Consider the following 17,316-nt stretch of genomic DNA (forward strand, 5'->3'; position numbering starts at 1 on the left):
ATAGGAATAGGAACGAGAATTGAGTTCCTATTTTTGTTTGTAGGTACTTTTTACTGGCGAGTCGGCGGTAGCATTATCCAACCAGGTCCAAACGGTGTCAGAAGTCACTTGAGCGCTCAAGCCCAGAAAGGAATGCCCGACCCCTGAGGGATAAACCTCTTTGACTGTATGACCTGCACTCTTCCAATCTTGAACAACGTCCTGAATCGCATCAAAACTAAAGTCAGCGGTCCCTGTGAGAAAAAAGGCAGGCAAAAGACGAGGAAGATTAGAACGGTGACCAATTGCTCCTGCATAAAGGGCCACGGATTTGACCTGCTCAGAAGAAACGAGACCCACATAACCCGCAAATACCGCGCCTTCTGACATTCCAATAAAATGAATTCGTTCCGTATCGATATTGTATTTGGCGCCTATCGAATAATAAACGCATTCGATGATATCTGAAATTTCCTTCTTCGTTGCAGGCTCATCCAATTGATTACTTCCAATTAAGTGAAGGAAACTATCCCTCTCGCTATTTCCATCTTCTGGAGTCATTAAAATAAGGTTCTTCTTTTCGGCTGTCTGATGCCATCCGCCGGCCTTAATGGTCGCATCAAAATTTTGAAAATCATCACCAAGACCATAAATCGCTACCACAATAGGGCTCGCATTCGCTTGGGCATAAGACTGAGGAACAAGCAGTCTAAAGGACCTTCCTCCCTGGCAAGTTTGATTTGTATTTCCTTTTTGACCACCAGATCCCTTCGTATGAAAACGCTCTGGATCCTCTGTTGGAGGCGGAGGATTTGTCGGTGGCGGATTATTGTCTCCAGGAACATTATTATTGGCATTCTGGGCAGAAGAAACCGCTCTGTAATCAGCTTTCCCGCAGCCAGAAGAAATAGAAAGTGCAAATAGAAAACCACAAATTTTGGTAATATCTTTTGCACCTGTCGTTTTCATAAAGTTATCTCGGTCCTACTAGGCCTTATCTCGTTTAAATCGTGTATGGAACCCTTTCCCATTTACGAAGCAAACGGCACGCCAGTCACTTGATCATTGCCTCATGTCGTCGTCTCATTTTGAGGCGATAGTGCCTGAATGAGCTTTGAGTAGATACCATCAAAGCCCCCATTGGACATCAGAAGAACAACATCACCGGACCGACACTCCCTCTTTAGCAACTCTATGATGTGAGAAACATTCTGCCCTTCGTAGGCAATGCCTCCCGCCGCCTTAAGTTCACCCACAAGTTCCTCAGTTGAGAATCTATCTTCTTCTTGAATCCTGCTCTGATCATAGGGTCTGGCAACAATTGCGATATCTGCTCCCGAGAGAGCTTTCACGTAATCTTGCTGAAAAACCTTTCTCCGACTCGTCGCCGAGCGAGGCTCAAAAACTCCGAAGAGCCGACGCCGAGGAAAACGCTCACGCATCGTTTTGAGAGTCAGACTGACAGCCGTTGGATGATGAGCAAAATCCTCGATGAGAGTGATGCCATTTGGTTCTCCGATCAACTCTTGTCGCCTTTTCACCCCTTGAAAACTTGCCATACCGCCGAGTATCTTGTCGAGGGGCCACTTCAGCTCTCGCGCAAGAGCAAAGGCCGCCAGAGAGTTGAGAGTATTGTGAGGGCCAAATTGCTTGATCGCGAGTTCGACAAGACGCTGTCCCTTGTGATCCACAGCAAATTGGTTTCGTCCCAATTCGACTCGACGATCCAAGACGTGATAATCGCCGCTCTCTAATCCATAGGTCACGACTTTGCATTTGCATCTCTGGGTTAATTCCATGGCGTGAGGATCCTCGCCATTCACGACAAGAAGTCCATCGGCAGGCAACCTCTCGATCAGAAGTGCGAAGGCTCTTTTGACCGCATTCAAGTCCTGATAAATATCGGCATGATCAAACTCCACGCTCGTCAGAATGGCATAGCGAGGACGATAGTGAACAAACTTTGGAACCTTATCAAAGAAAGCTGTATCGTACTCATCTCCTTCAATCACAAACCAATTGGACAAAGGAACTCGAAAAGACTTCGAAAAATTAATGGGGATCCCCCCAATCAAAAATCCTGGTTTTAAGCCACAGGCCTCGGCGAGAACTGCGACCAGAGCTGTCGTCGTGGTTTTCCCGTGCGTTCCTGCCACCACGATCGAATTTCGGTCCGCGATTGCATAATCACCCAGCGCTTTCGGCAGGCTCGTATAAGGAATATCGCTTGCTAAAAGAGCCTGCGCCTCTTCATTCGTTCGCGAAATCACATTTCCGACAATCACGAGATCAGGGCGATCTTTTAAGTTTTCCTTCTTGTAGCCCTCCATCACAGGAATACCCAGTTCGGCCAACTGAGTGGACATGGGGGGATAGACATTCAGATCACTTCCCGTGATTTTGTAGCCGAGCTCTTTCAAAAGCCCTGCTAGACTGGCCATTGCTGTTCCACCAATTCCCATCAAATGAATATGTGAGCCCTTAGGTATCATGAGATTTCCTCCAATGATTCGACAACCCAATCGTGAAGCTGTGGACGCAGACCAACAAAACGAGAATTTTCCCGAGTGGGATGAACGCGATTGGAGAGAATCACGACCAAAAGATCGCGCCTCGGATCAAACCACAGTGATGTACCCGTAAAACCGGTATGACCAAAACTCCGGGACGAAAAGTATTTTCCGCAACTGGCCTTTCCCTTGCTCGGCAACATAAAACCCATGGCCCAGTCGCCCTTGCTTTTCGGTATTGCCCGGCGGGCGAATCTCCTGAGAGTTTTCTGAGAAACCAATTTCGAACCTCTCGCATCCAAAAACGATTTTCTCAGAAGTAAGCCCCATTGAGAAACATCATCAATGGTTCCAAAAAGTCCCGCGTGAGGAGCGACACCCCCTAATGCCCAAGAATTTTCATCATGAACTTCGCCCTGTAAGGTTTTGCCCCTCCAGGAACATTTCTCCGTTGGCGCATAAAATTTTCGAAGATATCTTGGCTCATTTCCCTTATTAAAATGAAGACTTAAACGAGGTATTTTCAAGGTTTTTTTGAAGTCCTCCCAAATGGCTTCAAGAGGTAAACCCAGCTGATTCTCTATCATCATGCCCAACATCAAGAAATCAAGATCTGAATAAACGGTTTGAGCCTTGGGGTCTGCTTTCACTTTCCGCAAATGGGTTTCCAACTGGCGCCAGCGATAAACAGGCCCAATAGGTCCACTCAATTTTGAGTAAAATGGAGCCCACCAGGGCAGGCCGGCTGAATGGCTCAGAACATCCTTGACCGTGACACTCTCAGAAGGAAACCAAGGAAGATATTCGATCATCGGCCTCGAAGGATTGAGTCTACCCTGTTCAACAAGCCTCATGACAACGGGCACTGTAAAAAGGATTTTAGTCAGTGAAGCTAAGTCATAAAATTTATAGACTTTCCCAAGCTTCAGTTCTCCCTTTAACCTGCCTCGCTCATAGGCGCGAAGCTTAAGTCCAGGAGTTATTAAGTTCAGAGCACCTTCCGTTCCTAGTTCAATCTTTTCTTTAAGTATTGATTCAAATCGATTCATCGATGACTTCCCACTTTAACTCTCAACTCTGGAGTTCTCCCCTTCTTGAGAACAGCCATGGGTCCGAATGGAATGGGTCTCTGCGAGCGGCCATGGCCCGCTGGAAAGTGATCAAAGACGGGAAAGGGCGCCTCATCTGCAAAGCGCCTTAGTACATCAGGCCAAACATATCGTCCGTTGGGTTGAGCTCCGCCAACAAACTCGCCAAAAATCAGCGCTTTTAATCCCTTGAAACCCCCACTCTGCTCGATCTGAACAAGCATGCGATCAACCTTTCGACCCTGCTCGCCAATGTCCTCAAAAAACAGAATTTTGCCTTGAGGGCAGCCCGCCCAAGCCGTCCCGACGGCCGAAGTCCAAGTGGTCAGATTTCCTCCTGTGAGGGGGCCACGGACGATTCCATTCGCTTGAGCTCTTTGATTTAAGGGTCTCAACTCAGTGAACTTCAAAAAATCTCTCTCTCCAAAGAGGCAGTCTTTGAGCTCCTTCTTGTCTCTGCTCCGCCCCGAGCCGGCTCCAAATCGATCGAGCAAAGGCCCATGTATTGTGTTCCATCCCCACTGCTGATTCAAAAAAAGGTGGACTGTCGTCACATCGCTGTATCCGATCAGAACTTTGTTGCTGGCTGGCGGTTTGAGTCGCTGCAAGTAGGGAAGCAATCGATTGGCACCATACCCGCCGCGAAGGCACCAGATGGCCTTCGAGTCTTTGGCAAAGAGGGCTTTGCGCAAGAATTGAAATCTCATTTCATCCGAATTCGAACATAAAATATCAGGACCTAATAAATCAACTGGGACACGAGGATTCAACCCCCATTCACGCAAAAATTTAACAGCACCTCTGATTTCTTTTGGCGTCGGCCCGAATCCAGGAGCCACCAAATCAATGATGTCACCGGGCTTGATTTTTGGCCAGACTACATTCTTAAACCTTGGCTTGGCAGCTGCTTTTGCCCCGGTTGTTGTTTTAGCCCCAGTTGTTGTTTTTTCTCTTGTTCCTCTCGATTTCCCATTCATCAAATCATCCCCCGATAAGACAAAAAACTAAACTTGCCACTTCTCAATCTCGATTCCGACAATACTAAAGAGTTTTAATGATTCCTGAGAACGGTAGTCTTTCGCAAAGTATATTTTTTTAAGCCCACCCATGTTAATCAAGCGTTTCGCACAACCCACGCAGGGCAAATGAGTCACAAAAGCCACCTTCTCAATGAAGCGTGGAGAATCACAGTTAATGACCGCGTTTTCCTCTGAATGCAGGCAGCCACAATTGCCCGCCTCATCACGATCACATCCATTTTCAAGACCCGTTGCGTTTCCATTGTAGCCAACGGCTAGAACCTTTCGAAAATCCGTGCTCGTGATGACAGTGCCCACATGAAGTCGCCGACAGGTCGAACGCTCCGCGAGCTTATGGGCCAAATCCATGTAGAGTTGCTGAAAGGAAGGGCGAATTCTTTCTGTTTCCATAGAGATCTAGAATTAACAAGACAGAGCAAGAGGGGCAAGTCGGCTCGAAGAGATACGAGACTTAGCTCTCTGCGCAATTTTCTTTGATGTTACTCTCTTGGCGCTGAGCCTTCAATTCCCAATCACTGTCAGATACTGGGCCTTGATCAGCTTTAAGTACTCAGACATGAACCGAGAAAGCTCCACACTGTGGCCACTCGCCTTTTCTCTTTGACCCTTGGGCTCACCGGCGATGGGCACACCTTCTCGGCTAAGAACTGAGAACTCTCCCCCGTTTTTTTCATCCACAAAATGGTCAAAATAGAACCTCACAATCTTATCGAGCTGAATCAACGCAAGGCTGGCGAGCTCCTCGCTGCCATCTTCTGAGAAAAGGCCCACAGAGATCGCTTTTGCCAAAGCCAGCATGGCTTTTGTCTGCTGCCACCACACTTTGTTTTGATGCCACATTGGAGAATCCGTTTCCCGAATAAAAGCATCAAAAACCCCTCCCCGTTCCTGATCAAGGGAATTTGAATTCAGCATCGAAACCAAAATCACGCGAGCTGCGGCCAAGTATTTGGCTTTCTTTTCTGCGGAAATGTACTTTAACTCCGTCGCTCCTCTCATCAAGAGCCAGGCCGCTTCATAATTATGACCTGTCCTCCCAACACTCACATCCCTTGAGCTGCTATCTCCGCCGTCTTTCGCCTTCACTTTCTGAACTTGCCAATCCCTCCAGGCAGGCCTCCAATCGGAGGTGAAATTCTCAATTATCCATCCCGTTTCGGTGTCAATAAAGTGGTCTGCGACAATGTCCAAAAGCTCTTCCATGATCGCGATATAATGCCTTTGGCGAGGCGTATTCAACTGAGCCAAATCAATTAAAAAAGATGTCGCGACGGTCACAGTTGATCCATAACTCTTGTTCGAGACTTCCCTTCCAGGCAAGAGAGGTCTCCCTGTCATCAGGTCAAAATCATCAAAAAATCCCAGATTTTGGTCGTCATGAAATCTCCTGTAAAAGGAATCAAACAAGACATCAATTCGCCTCAAGATGGTGGGATTCCTCGTTTTAGAGTAAAGAGCCACCAGTCCGAAAAATCCTTCGGCCTGTTCGCTGGCTGAGAGCGATCTCTGTTTGTTAAGGTCATTGCCATTGTGATCGACCGCAACTTTGAAGTAAGGTCCTTGGTCATTCGCAACGATCATTTTTTGGAGAACAAATTTGCCCTGCCTACGTGCCATTTCAGTCTCTCTCGTCTGTTGATTCCAATTGACCCCGTAAGCCAAACCATAGAGCATTTGACTTGAAGCAATCAAATGTCTGGTATTGCTCATTCGAGATCCGTCCATTTCAATTTCGGATGCAAAAGACCCCAGCTCCTTGTCCCAGGAGTAACGAATAAAAAAATCATTTGATTGCTGAGAAGTTTTTCTCCATAAACCGGAATTGGTCCAATCCAGTTGAGAATTATTTCGATGAAACTCCCCACCGCTGTTGAGGAGATGAAAAAAGGGCAGATCTCTTGCCTCTGACTTCAGGACAGAAAGCATTCCAAAAAGTACGAGGCCCAATTTCCATTTGATCCCACTCAAAATCACACCCCCCTGTTTTACAGATCAAGGATAGAACACAAAAATCAAAATTATCATAATGGATTATTTTAAGACGAAAACTTTATTGGTTAGCGAAACTTCGCTTCGTATAATTATTTTCAACAGTCTCGCAACCAGATAGCTAAAGAAATCTCAGTTTCGATTACATCGAGTGCGATCGACGATTCGATTTGAGAAGAAGGCGTCTTAGAAAAGATCTTTAGAATTTTTAATTTCATCCGTAGGGTGCTGATGTCTTATCATAGAGAGGTAGTTTTTCAGAGAATTGAACTAAAGCCAATGGTTCCTGAAAGGGAATATAAAATGGATCGTTTGCTGATTGGCCACCCAAATTATCGTCTTTTCTCCTATCTCATCGCGCTTAATCTCGCTGGCACACTGAGTTTCTCAACCTCACTGGCGAGTGAAGCTCCCTCTGGGCTCGTTTATCAAGGCCGTATCATGAAGCCTGACAACAGTCCCTTAGAAGCAGTGAGTGTTTTGTTTGATATCGAAGTGTACAGTCCCGATGGTGCCTGTCTTCTTTTTGAAGAAACCCATACGATTAACATGGCGAGCTCAGGCGGCTCTTTTGCTCTCACTCTGGGCACTGGAACTCCGATTGGCCCCTCCTATTCTGCAAAAGAAGTTTTCTCAAATACGGGAACATTCACTGGAGCTGGGCCCTGTTCTTATTCTCCTTCAACTGGCGATAGTCGCCGAATCAGAGTTACTTTTGACGAGGGTGGTGGCCCCGTTGCCTTGCAGGATCAAATTGTTCAGAGCGTCCCTTACGCCCTTTACGCCTCAAAACTCGAGGGCAAAGGCAAGAGTGACTTTTTGCAGATCAATACGACGACATCTGCACTCAGCCAGGCAAACGCAAACTCACTTTTTCAAAATGCGACCTATACCGAACTCCTGGCTTTGGCTGGTGGCACGTCAACTGTTTTTGCGAAAAGTGTGGATCTTCCTGTTTCGAGCGGGGTGCTTAACCTGAGTGGCGCGGGACAAGGCGTGAGAGTGCTAGACGCTCCGGCCGGCGGCGACTATGCCGTCAATAAAAATTATTCCGACGGCAAAATTGGTGGCAAATCAATCGACGCTGCGAACTTTGCAAGCCTTGCTGACGGTGAATCCCTGAAGTGGGACACGACAGCCAACAGCGGCTTGGGAGGCTGGGTTCGTTTCACGCCAGCCTCGACAAGTGGATTTGTGGTCAATGGAGGCCAGGCGGGAGCGGTGAGCTTAGGATCAACAAACGCCAACTCCGTCAGCCTTCTCACAAATAACACGACCCGAATGACTGTTAATAGTTCGGGCCTTGTTGGAATTGGAACTGGGGGACCATCCACCATACATCACTTGTTGCAGGTAGGATCTGGTGACGGTTCGACGAACCTCACGGAAGTCAAAACACTTTTCACAAACACAGGCCCATCAGGCATAGGAATCCGAAATAGCAGCGCGAGCGTTGAGAGCTTTCAAATAGTCAACGGTTCCGAGGGCGAAATTGGAATGCTCACAAATCATCCACTGAAAATTTCCACCAATAACGCAGGCCGGATGACGATACTTAACACGGGCGAGATCGGAATTGGGACTTCGACTCCAAGCACCGCGCTTCATATTGTGGGCACTGTGACAGTAGCCGAATCAGGGACTAACTCCGTCTCAATTGGAAATGGCAATTCTACCTCCGCGACTGGCGCAATTGCAATTGGACGAGGAAATTCGGCGGGAAATAATACAAATTCGACAGCCGTGGGTCACAGCAATAACTCAAGCCTTGGAGGCGTCTCTTTTGGCAGAGGCAACACGACATCACATTCAACTGCAATTGCGTTTGGCGATGGCAATACTGTGTCTGGATCGGGTGCTGCGGCCTTTGGAATAGGCGTGTCCAATTCAACCGCCAACTCACTTATGATAGGGCCCAGTGATGCGGCAAAAATGACTATCCTTAGCAGCGGAAACGTCGGTATTGGGACCACGACTCCGAGCGAACTACTTGAAGTCATCGGCAATGTAAAGGCCACTAGTTTTATTTCAACTTCAGATGTGAGATTAAAAACAAATATTCAGCCTATCGAAGGTTTGCCCGCAGTTTTGCGGCTACAGGGACTAAAATATACCTGGAAAAGCACAGGCCAGTCTGATGCCGGGGTTCTTGCTCAAGAAGTTGAAAAAATATTTCCTGATGCTGTCCGAACAGACCCCGTCACGGGTTATAAAGGTGTCAAATATTTGTACTTGATCGCACCTCTGATTGAATCAGCAAAAGAACTTTACGAAATGTGCAAAGCCAATGAAATGCTCGCTTCACAACAAACTCAAGAACTAGCCATTCTCAAAAATGAAAATACGAATCTAAAAAATAAAATTGAGAATCTAGAAAGACGGTTTGAAGAACTCGAAAAGAAATTGGGAATTAATCAATGATCAGAGCACCCAAATACACTTTGATAATTGATTTATTGATAATCATATTCCTGTCCTTTGCGACTCGAACCGCCAATGCTGTCATCAGCGTGGATGACTCCTCAGTTCCTCGTGTTTCGGCTATTCAGGCGAACTTTATTGACCTCACAACGGGAAGCTTTATTCCTCCAGCCAACGCACTCTTGTTGGTTATGGTCAGCGCTGATGCCATTGCAACTGCCGACACTTCTGTCGTTGTTACGGACACACAAAATCTCTCTTGGCACAAAATCGGCGAAGCGGATCCGGGTTCGGGTACCTCCCAAAGTGGACATGCGAGCGCCTGGTATGCCAGCACTGCGACTAGCACAAGCATGACAGTGAGCGTTCGGCGGACCTCCCAAAATGGAGGAACTAATCGTCTTTCGTTTAAGGTGTACATTGTCACGGGACACGACCTACTTCAGCCAATAGGGGCCTCATTTTCGGGAGGGGCAACAAGTGATAACGTGACATCCACTCTTTATTTGTCGACAGTTGATAATTCAAGGGCCTTTGGTGTTGTCACGGACTGGAATGCTACTGGCCTCCCGACTTCTTCGGATGTCGAAGATGCGGCTGATCATCCCAGTGAGATCTCGACAATGTCTGTTTACAAATCTGCGGATACTGCGACCGCTGCAACAGCCGTCTCTGTAAACTTTGACCCTTTTGGAGCTGGCCTTGCCGAATTAACTTATGTTGCCTTTGAGGTACGACCCTCAGGAGCACCCTCGTCAACTTGTTCCTCACCCGCAGGAATCAGCGGCCAATTGCAGTGGATTTCAGGAGACAGTAAAATCAAGTATTGCAGCAGTGGAAACTGGATCGATACCAGTCATTCTACGGGAGCTAGCTGCGTCGGCACGACAGCAGGTACGATCAATTATTCGTCAGGTGATCTCCGATATTGCAATGGAACGAACTGGATCAGCATGAAAGGCTCTCGTCAAGGATCCTGTTCAGGAACAACCGCAGGCACCTCTCATTTTTCAGAAAATACTTACAGGATATGCGATGGGACAAATTGGTTTCAAATGGGTCCGTCAGAAATCGCTTTTAGGCAGCTACAGGAACAAACTATCACGGCAAATACAAATACAATTTCGACAGGAGCTTTTACCTCATCGACGAATCAATCAAACCTTTTGATCTGCTGGCTGAGTTACAATAGCGCAACCGAAAGTGTCTCAAGCATCAGCGACACGCACGGCAATACATACGCCAAAGCGGCGGGACCCCTTACCGGCACCGGCTCAATTGCAGGCTATAGGCAAGAGATTTGGTATGCAGCCAATATAAACGGGGGCTCAGGCCTTGACGTAACAGCCACCCTCAGCTCAACATTCAATGCTTCCAAAGATATTTCGTGCCATGAATATTCTGGAGCCGCCACATCCAGTCCAATTGACCAAGTCGTTGAGACCACTGGCAGCGGTGCCAATGCAACGACCGCTAACATGACGACAACTTCCGCAAACCAAATGATATTTTCAGCAGTTATCTACCAGGGAACGGGAACGGGTGGTCCCGGTCACACACAACGATCCTCTCTTCATACCAACTGCTCACAAGATCGAATTGTCGGTGCAGCCGGCTCTTACAATGCAAGCTTCACTAACCTCGGAGGCGAAACATGGGCTGCACAGGCCATCTCTGTAAGGTCTCAATAGAACCAATTCACCAACAGCAGGTTCAATTGAGCCTAGATTTTACTTTGTAAGTTGCAGTCGAACTGCAGGTAACGGTCCCGGATTCGGTTGAGCAAGTCGGTGTTCCACAACTAACAGAAATGATCTTATTTTCTTTGTTGTCATTTCTGAATTCGACTTTCCAATCATCACAGGCTTTCTTCCAGTTTTTCTTTGCTTCGCGATTCATGGCAGCTCCCTCTCCCTGAACGTCAGAGGTGCCTTCTGCCAATTCCCACTCCGCATTGTTCTTCTTTTCGCCAGCCTTGCCCTTTCGGATTTCGATTGTGGTGTCTTCTGCACCGGCACTGTCGACATCTTTCACATCGACAGTCTGAGCAACAGCAATGAGTATCGGCAAAAAAAATGAAACTGCAATAAATAAAGCCTTCATGTTAAATTCCTTTTTTTTCTAGCTTCTCTCTCATATCTCTAATCTCTAAACTCTAAACTCATTCAGATTTCTCAGCAGCAGGAATAAACTCTACATAAATCGGATTGTGCTCAGAAACCAAAGACAAGTCCACTCTTTCTCCTATTATGATCTCATTTTCAAGAGGAGAATAGATCCAGCTTTCCTCCGGCAGGCCTCGCCGTAATTCGACCCCATTGACGTACAATTGAAGAGATGGCTCTTTGGGTGCCATCATCAAAGGGACCCGTCGCGAAGTCAGACCAGTGAATTTCCTAGCAATATCAGCAAGTTCCCGGCCAAAAGAAGGAGAACATACCGAAGAAGTTGAGCCCTTCATCAAATCGACAATGAAGGACTCCAGTTTAATGGCCTTGGCGAAATAATCATCTCGTGCACAGACATTGTCGTTTGCTGTCACCATGATCCCGTGAGCATAAACACTCGACTCAGCCTTAAGAGCTAAAAGATTCCTGGCGAGCTCGTCCCCGCCAATTGCGCTTTGATCCTCGGCATCTGTCACAATGACGGTGAGAAAGGCCGCATGGTCACGCAAAAATCCTTTGTTGAAACCGTCCGACTTCGCCTTTGAGGTTGCCGCTTGCAATGAGTCCAGTGGGGTCTCTCGCGAGGAGCCATCGACGCCCACAGAGAGATTTTTTGAAATCACTTCAGCCCTATTTTGAGTCTCTGGAGTCACGTATCCGTTGACCAAAGAACCGCATTTTTCCGGCGTATCACATGAGGTTGTGACCACACCTATGTGATAGTGCGCCAACGAATTTAGCTGATCCAAAAAGAGACTAAAGTTTCTCTTCAATTCGTCTTGTATCAGGGACATGCTCCCAGAATCATCTATTACAAAAAGAATGTCCGTCGCTTGCCCGAAATATTCAAGTCTCACTTTGTTCGGCAGTCGATCCATTCCGATCACCTTGCCATTTGGAAGAATCTTTCTGACGGCCGCAGCTCCCGCTCGATCAATGCCCCCAAAAGACAAAACAACTACCAAGGCAACTACCGTGCAAATTAATTTCGAATGCAACAATTTGCGAGCTAATAAATTGGCTGGAGAAAAACTCGTTCGGAAAAGGTCCACACAGTTCAACAGTTGAATCCGAATTGCAATAGACATCCGTTGTCTCCCTGAATTATGCTGAGCCAGCTTTATTGGGATGATAATTAGGCTCCTCTTCTGCTGTCCAGAGTTTTTTAAGTAAATTCTGCGTTCATGCTGACAGGATGCTGCATATTTATGGATCCAATAGACAGAGGAGGTTTGACACAATGACCGGAAATCTAGATTTCTCAAATACCATACTTCTGTTTTCAGATGGGGCTTGTTCCGGAAATCCTGGCCCCGGTGGATTTGGCACAATCATAGTGACCCCAGATGGACAAGTCGAAGAACTGGGCGAACACAATCCCTCTACCACAAATAATCGAATGGAGATGATTGGAGTTCTGCGTGGGCTCCAAAAAATTAAGAACTTGACGGGCGATCTCTGGGTCCTTACGGATTCCACTTATGTTATTCGAGGAATCACACAGTGGATATGGGGTTGGAAAAAAAAGAATTGGATCACCGCCGAGGGCGCCGACGTTGCCAACAAAGACCTATGGGAATATCTCGATCAAGAGGTCAGAGCCCGACTTGCACAAGGAAAGGTGGAATGGAAATACCTTCGAGGCCATCAAGGAATTCCGGGCAACGAACGATGCGATGAGATTGCTGTGAGTTTTTCAAAAAAGAAAAACCCCGGTTTATTTAAAGGCACCCTGCTGGCTTATCCCACCGCGATCTACGACCTTCCCGACGATCTTTCTCTCCCCCCAATGAAACCAAAAACAGAAAAGTCTCCGGCCTACTCCTACCTCAGCTATGTCAACGGCAGCTTGAAGAGGCATAAAACTTGGCCGGAGTGCGAATCACAAGTGAAGGGTCGCTCTGGGGCTAAATTTAAAAAATCCACTTCCCGAGAAGATGAACAAGAAATTGTTGTCGTCTGGGGCTTAGACCCCAGCGTCCTAGACAACCTGTAAAGAATGAATTTTGAGCTTAGTTGGGCCCCCAAGGTGGCACTCAAGGTGGCTCTAAAGATGCCACTCAAGGTGGCGGAGAAAGTCTTGAATTGACTGCAAAAACCTGAGACTTCACCAAACAGCCATTTTACTACCGTTTTTTTTGTAGTCATTTCTAGTGCTTTCTTTTTAAACAGCTGACCAGTTCTTGAATCGAATCTCCATCTCTGAATACTTAGAGTTGGCCCAAGACTTGCTCTATCTATAATAAGATCGAGTGGGTTTGGTGGGATCGAATTTAAGACATGAGCCTTTTGCTCAAATAAGTACGGAGAAACCTTAAGATGTTAGCCATTTTAAGATACAAAATGCTACTGTTCGCGATTGTCACTCTCAGTGCCCTGACAGGCTATGGAGTTGCCTGCGCACCCAGCGGCTTCAAATCCAAAACCTTGCTTGAAACATCGGAAAGTTCAATCTCATTTAGAGACAGTTTAAACTCATGCAGTTTTTCTGATCCGTCCACTTTGTCAAACGTCATCAAGCAGAAATTTGATATCAGCAGTGGCGACATTCCCATAGTTGACAGCAAAGGTGTCACGAAAAAAGATATTTCCTGTGGAGACGGAAAAACAGCAGTTGACTGTTTTTACATCAAAAAATATCGCCCTGATTTGGGCGAATCAGATCTGAACAAGGGACTCCTCGGAAATTCAGCCTGCTCTCCAACGAAGTTTAGAATTACAACAGAGCTATTTATCAACGCCTGCCAGTTAGCTCTAAAAACTCCCGCCGTCAAGGATCGGCTGTTTCCTCTTGGGGTCGATAATTATGACTATCTCTATCTCACCTTCACGGGCAGACACCCCGAATTAGTAGAAGTTTCTGTTCTCAAGAGTCTTCAAAGTAATTTTGAAGATGAAACCAAGAAAGCGGTCGCGGCCTGCGCTGCAGTTGCGGGCAGCCTAGAGTCCTTGACTATTATGTAATGTGAATAAATGAATAAGGCAGAAATCAAATGAGTAAAAAATCTTATGTTTCTCGAAGAGAGTTTATCACAAAGGCAAGCCTGGCACTTGTTTCAACAGGTCTGGCTCCTCTGGATTCACTTGAAGTCGCACAACGCCTAGCGAAAAAATATCTGCCCTTGGCAGACGCGCAGGAATCGGGATCTCCAACAAGAATTATTGAAATTGGACTGCGAGCTGGCGTGCCACTCATTTATCTGGGCACAGGTAAGGAATTCAAAAGTCTCTCGACACCTCGCTACCCTAACTGCCCCTTTTCAGGCAATGCACTGACCGACGCAGGAAATAATCTGCATCTCAATACGAGCACGGCAGCACTCGCACCCCACGCTGGGAATATTGCCATCACTCAAGGCATCGCAAATGAGGATGGGCACACTGATCTATTTTCTTATAGAAAGGGCGGCGGTGGAATAAACAAAGTGTCACCGATCATTGAGGTGACAAGCAGAAACAACTCCTTTTCATTGATGAGCGGAGTCCAATTCGGCGATGGCGTCATAAGTAACACTCTTGGAAAACCGGATTTACAAAAAGTCAATACCGCCACCTTTTATGATTACTTCAAGAAGCCAACTCTCCTCGTGCCAGAATCTGAAGCGGATATTATTGCAAAAGCGTCTAGGGACTTGTCACGAAAGCAAGCGCTTCTTTTGGAGCGAGCACAAAAAAATGCTGTTCCTGTGGCAAATTATCACAGTGCGGCCGTCTCCCTTATGACAACTGATTTCAGTTCCGTTTTAAATCTCGACGGAATCCCTTCCGGCCTGACAACCGGAAGAAAAGCAGGTTACGCCGATTCGGCAAAATCTCTGGCAATGACACTCAAAGCAATGAGTCTAAATTTGATTAATTCAAGTCTTATCGCAATCAATACCGGGGATTGGCATGGGTTTCAATCAATTGGAGCAAACCCGGACTTCCCATCAGAAATGGCCGCAATCTTAGCCGCGACAATTGATTATCTCAAAAAGACTCCTGAGCCGGCCAGCACGAAGGCTGAAACACTATGGGACACCACACTCATTGTTGTGGGCTCAGAATTCACTCGTGGAATTAGTCCCGTCGGCGCAGACAATAGTGACGGAGCGACTCAGGGGGTTATGCTTATCGGAAAGCGAGTTCGCGGCGGATACTATGGAGGCTTCACTCTTAGCGAAACTGGAAATGCCGCGGGCATGGCCCACGGTTTTGACTTGGCAACAGGAGAAACCACGCCGAACAAAACCGTCACCAACGAAGGCGTCTATCACACGACAAACGCTCTTTTGGGAAATTCAGAGTTTGACCTTAAGAAGGTGTTTAAATGCATGATCGGATAGGCACGCAAGCTAAAGTAATAAAGGGAATCAAATTATTTTATTTGATATTTCTTCCTATTTTGCTCGCCTCCGGTTGCAACCGATATTATGCACATGAGATCATCGAGCCCTCCGAAGCACCTTTGGACGCTCGCTCACTTAGCGAAAAAAGAATCAAGGCCTTAAAAAATCTCCAAATAACCCTGGTTCGAAGGCTGCCCTCGGACGACGAATTAAAGCTCGCAGAATCTCAAGAGGGCTTTTTAAAAGTCCTTCAAGAGACTCTCAACTCTGAAGATTTTAAGGCCTCAACTCTAGCACTCGCGATAAATGATTTTGAAATGGGGGGCACAGCCAATGGAATCAATTACAGCGAACCTGCAAACTTAGCGACTTATCTGATCGTCAATAACTTGGACTACAGACAGCTCCTTTTAGCTGATTACTGCGTTGACGACAGTTTCGCAAAAGTTCAATGCTCCTCCTTTTCTTCGGAGAGCCAGTCTCAGATGTACGCCGCAGGGGCCCTGACCACTCAAGGATTTCTGGAAAAATGGCAGAGTGCGTTTAATTTTCGGAGAACATCCAAGGCATTCAAGGCCTTTGCCTGTCGCGCCTATCCCGACGAAGTAGACACGGGACTTGCTCCAGAGCAACTCTCAACCACGGTGAAGCAATTCAATTGCACTGACTGTGTTCCCAAATGCTACGACTGCCATCGAAATATGAATCCCCGAGCATCTCTGTTCTACGCCTTTGATCGAAAGGGAAAATTCAATACCAATCCGAATCCAAATCCTCAGGCTGGAGAAATTACCGTAACTGATACTGGAGTCGCGTCCACCGTGGCTGACTTGTTAGTTTCTGGAGCGAAACCCATTTTTCACGGCTACGAACTCGCCAACCTCAAGGATTACGGAAGCCGTTTGGCTGAGAGCGATGAATTCAGCAAGTGCACGACCCAGCGAATTGTCGGTCGTCTGTTCGGATTGCCGGCAGACAAAGCCCTGCCTCCAGATCTGGAGCACTTTTATCAAGGCCTCAAAGAAGATGACTTCAAAGTAAAGGATTTCATTTTGAGAGTCGCGACGAGCCCGGAGTTTCTTGGCCGATGAATAGGAATAGGGATCTCATTATTCCTTGTTTGATCTTGATCACAAGCTTGATGATATCCATTCACCAGGGCTGTACTCTCAATGGAGCTTGGCATGATCAGTCCTCAGAGGATTCGAAAGTTCCTGATTTTTCTGATTTGTTTCAACCTAACCCAGCGATACCGATCTTTTCGTCACTATCGGGAAACGAAATAAATGCGGATCAGGATGTGATTTTCGTTTACGGAGGTTTTCTCAAACCCTGGGTTGATGCAATTTGGGATCATCAGTTTGGCGATGGCTCTAAAATTTGCACACAAGAAACAGCCCCTAATTTGAAATCTGCCACTTTTCGATGTAGCAATGAAGGAGAATTCACCGTATCTCTATGGGTGAAATATGAGGATGGGGGTACAGATATTTTTTCCTTGAGTTACCAGGTTAAGAAGGATCAGGGAGAGCCTCCTCCGCCTGTCGATGGAGTTGCCCTTTACGCAAGCTACTGCGCCTCTTGTCACAAGGCCTTGGGGCAAAGCACAAAACGCGGTAGAACCTCGCAACAGATTCGCGATGCCATTGCCAATGTTGTGACTATGAACAATCTGGTTAACCTCACAACTGAAGAAATCGACGCCATCGCCAAAGCCCTCAAGTAATCGAGCAATCAAATCATCGAGTCATCCAACAATCAAAGAATCGACCCCAGCACATTTCTCGCATACA

General features: G+C 46.8%; 15 protein-coding genes. 7 read left to right on the forward strand and 8 right to left on the reverse strand.

Annotated elements, in window-relative coordinates; genetic code table 11:
- Positions 1-27 precede the first annotated feature (27 nt).
- The 6 genes from IPJ71_03890 to IPJ71_03915 form a co-directional block, all read right to left on the reverse strand.
- Positions 28-948 (reverse strand): hypothetical protein, encoded by a 921-nt coding sequence (locus IPJ71_03890; protein ID MBK7842826.1) that lies wholly within the window; start codon positions 946-948, stop codon positions 28-30.
- Between the two features lie 101 nt (positions 949-1,049).
- Entirely contained in the window at positions 1,050-2,471 is a 1,422-nt protein-coding gene (gene mpl, locus IPJ71_03895; GenBank protein MBK7842827.1) for a UDP-N-acetylmuramate:L-alanyl-gamma-D-glutamyl-meso-diaminopimelate ligase, read from the reverse strand.
- Complete coding sequence (locus IPJ71_03900) at positions 2,468-3,538, reverse strand: serine hydrolase (protein ID MBK7842828.1); 1,071 nt, start codon at positions 3,536-3,538, stop codon at positions 2,468-2,470. The genes mpl and IPJ71_03900 overlap by 4 nt, the downstream gene beginning before the upstream one ends.
- Positions 3,535-4,554: an LD-carboxypeptidase gene (locus IPJ71_03905; GenBank protein ID MBK7842829.1), complete on the reverse strand. Its 1,020-nt coding sequence runs from the start codon at positions 4,552-4,554 to the stop codon at positions 3,535-3,537. The genes IPJ71_03900 and IPJ71_03905 overlap by 4 nt, the downstream gene beginning before the upstream one ends.
- 27 nt (positions 4,555-4,581) lie before the next feature.
- Positions 4,582-5,007 carry a hypothetical protein gene (locus IPJ71_03910; GenBank protein ID MBK7842830.1) on the reverse strand — a complete coding sequence of 142 codons (426 nt, stop codon included), beginning with the start codon at positions 5,005-5,007 and terminating at the stop codon, positions 4,582-4,584.
- A gap of 111 nt (positions 5,008-5,118) precedes the next feature.
- Positions 5,119-6,585, reverse strand: coding sequence for an AGE family epimerase/isomerase (locus IPJ71_03915; protein MBK7842831.1), 1,467 nt, complete (start codon positions 6,583-6,585; stop codon positions 5,119-5,121).
- A 252-nt stretch (positions 6,586-6,837) separates the two neighbouring features.
- Between IPJ71_03915 and IPJ71_03920 the strand changes: the two genes are divergently transcribed.
- Both IPJ71_03920 and IPJ71_03925 read left to right on the forward strand, forming a co-directional pair.
- Positions 6,838-9,027 (forward strand): tail fiber domain-containing protein, encoded by a 2,190-nt coding sequence (locus IPJ71_03920; protein MBK7842832.1) that lies wholly within the window; start codon positions 6,838-6,840, stop codon positions 9,025-9,027.
- Positions 9,024-10,718, forward strand: coding sequence for a hypothetical protein (locus tag IPJ71_03925; protein MBK7842833.1), 1,695 nt, complete (start codon positions 9,024-9,026; stop codon positions 10,716-10,718). The genes IPJ71_03920 and IPJ71_03925 overlap by 4 nt, the downstream gene beginning before the upstream one ends.
- Positions 10,719-10,740: 22 nt before the next feature.
- Here the strand turns inward: IPJ71_03925 and IPJ71_03930 are convergent, their stop codons facing one another.
- Both IPJ71_03930 and IPJ71_03935 read right to left on the reverse strand, forming a co-directional pair.
- Positions 10,741-11,130: a hypothetical protein gene (locus IPJ71_03930; GenBank protein ID MBK7842834.1), complete on the reverse strand. Its 390-nt coding sequence runs from the start codon at positions 11,128-11,130 to the stop codon at positions 10,741-10,743.
- A 58-nt stretch (positions 11,131-11,188) separates the two neighbouring features.
- Entirely contained in the window at positions 11,189-12,283 is a 1,095-nt protein-coding gene (locus IPJ71_03935; GenBank protein ID MBK7842835.1) for a VWA domain-containing protein, read from the reverse strand.
- A gap of 152 nt (positions 12,284-12,435) precedes the next feature.
- On the opposite strand from IPJ71_03935, the gene IPJ71_03940 reads away from it, so the two are divergent.
- The 5 genes from IPJ71_03940 to IPJ71_03960 all read left to right on the forward strand — a co-directional run bounded on the left by IPJ71_03940 (position 12,436) and on the right by IPJ71_03960 (position 17,249).
- Positions 12,436-13,191: a viroplasmin family protein gene (locus tag IPJ71_03940; GenBank protein MBK7842836.1), complete on the forward strand. Its 756-nt coding sequence runs from the start codon at positions 12,436-12,438 to the stop codon at positions 13,189-13,191.
- A 323-nt stretch (positions 13,192-13,514) separates the two neighbouring features.
- Complete coding sequence (locus IPJ71_03945; GenBank protein MBK7842837.1) at positions 13,515-14,159, forward strand: hypothetical protein; 645 nt, start codon at positions 13,515-13,517, stop codon at positions 14,157-14,159.
- A gap of 29 nt (positions 14,160-14,188) precedes the next feature.
- Complete coding sequence (locus IPJ71_03950) at positions 14,189-15,520, forward strand: hypothetical protein (protein ID MBK7842838.1); 1,332 nt, start codon at positions 14,189-14,191, stop codon at positions 15,518-15,520.
- Positions 15,505-16,614: a hypothetical protein gene (locus IPJ71_03955; protein ID MBK7842839.1), complete on the forward strand. Its 1,110-nt coding sequence runs from the start codon at positions 15,505-15,507 to the stop codon at positions 16,612-16,614. Before IPJ71_03950 ends, IPJ71_03955 begins: the two co-directional genes overlap by 16 nt.
- On the forward strand, positions 16,611-17,249 hold the full coding sequence (locus tag IPJ71_03960) for a hypothetical protein (protein ID MBK7842840.1): 639 nt from the start codon (positions 16,611-16,613) through the stop codon (positions 17,247-17,249). The genes IPJ71_03955 and IPJ71_03960 overlap by 4 nt, the downstream gene beginning before the upstream one ends.
- Positions 17,250-17,316 lie beyond the last annotated feature (67 nt).

It is taken from the genome of Bdellovibrionales bacterium (assembly GCA_016714165.1).
GTDB lineage: Bacteria > Bdellovibrionota > Bdellovibrionia > Bdellovibrionales > UBA1609 > JADJVA01.

Excerpts from the sequence above, each read along its gene's own strand:
- IPJ71_03890 (MBK7842826.1), bottom strand. The coding sequence starts at position 948 with ATGAAAACGACAGGTGCAAAAGATATTACCAAAATTTGTGGTTTTCTA.
- mpl (MBK7842827.1), bottom strand. The coding sequence starts at position 2,471 with ATGATACCTAAGGGCTCACATATTCATTTGATGGGAATTGGTGGAACA.
- IPJ71_03900 (MBK7842828.1), bottom strand. The coding sequence starts at position 3,538 with ATGAATCGATTTGAATCAATACTTAAAGAAAAGATTGAACTAGGAACG.
- IPJ71_03905 (MBK7842829.1), bottom strand. The coding sequence starts at position 4,554 with ATGAATGGGAAATCGAGAGGAACAAGAGAAAAAACAACAACTGGGGCT.
- IPJ71_03910 (MBK7842830.1), bottom strand. The coding sequence starts at position 5,007 with ATGGAAACAGAAAGAATTCGCCCTTCCTTTCAGCAACTCTACATGGAT.
- IPJ71_03920 (MBK7842832.1), top strand. The coding sequence starts at position 6,838 with ATGTCTTATCATAGAGAGGTAGTTTTTCAGAGAATTGAACTAAAGCCA.
- IPJ71_03925 (MBK7842833.1), top strand. The coding sequence starts at position 9,024 with ATGATCAGAGCACCCAAATACACTTTGATAATTGATTTATTGATAATC.
- IPJ71_03930 (MBK7842834.1), bottom strand. The coding sequence starts at position 11,130 with ATGAAGGCTTTATTTATTGCAGTTTCATTTTTTTTGCCGATACTCATT.
- IPJ71_03935 (MBK7842835.1), bottom strand. The coding sequence starts at position 12,283 with ATGTCTATTGCAATTCGGATTCAACTGTTGAACTGTGTGGACCTTTTC.
- IPJ71_03940 (MBK7842836.1), top strand. The coding sequence starts at position 12,436 with ATGACCGGAAATCTAGATTTCTCAAATACCATACTTCTGTTTTCAGAT.
- IPJ71_03945 (MBK7842837.1), top strand. The coding sequence starts at position 13,515 with ATGTTAGCCATTTTAAGATACAAAATGCTACTGTTCGCGATTGTCACT.
- IPJ71_03950 (MBK7842838.1), top strand. The coding sequence starts at position 14,189 with ATGAGTAAAAAATCTTATGTTTCTCGAAGAGAGTTTATCACAAAGGCA.
- IPJ71_03955 (MBK7842839.1), top strand. The coding sequence starts at position 15,505 with ATGCATGATCGGATAGGCACGCAAGCTAAAGTAATAAAGGGAATCAAA.
- IPJ71_03960 (MBK7842840.1), top strand. The coding sequence starts at position 16,611 with ATGAATAGGAATAGGGATCTCATTATTCCTTGTTTGATCTTGATCACA.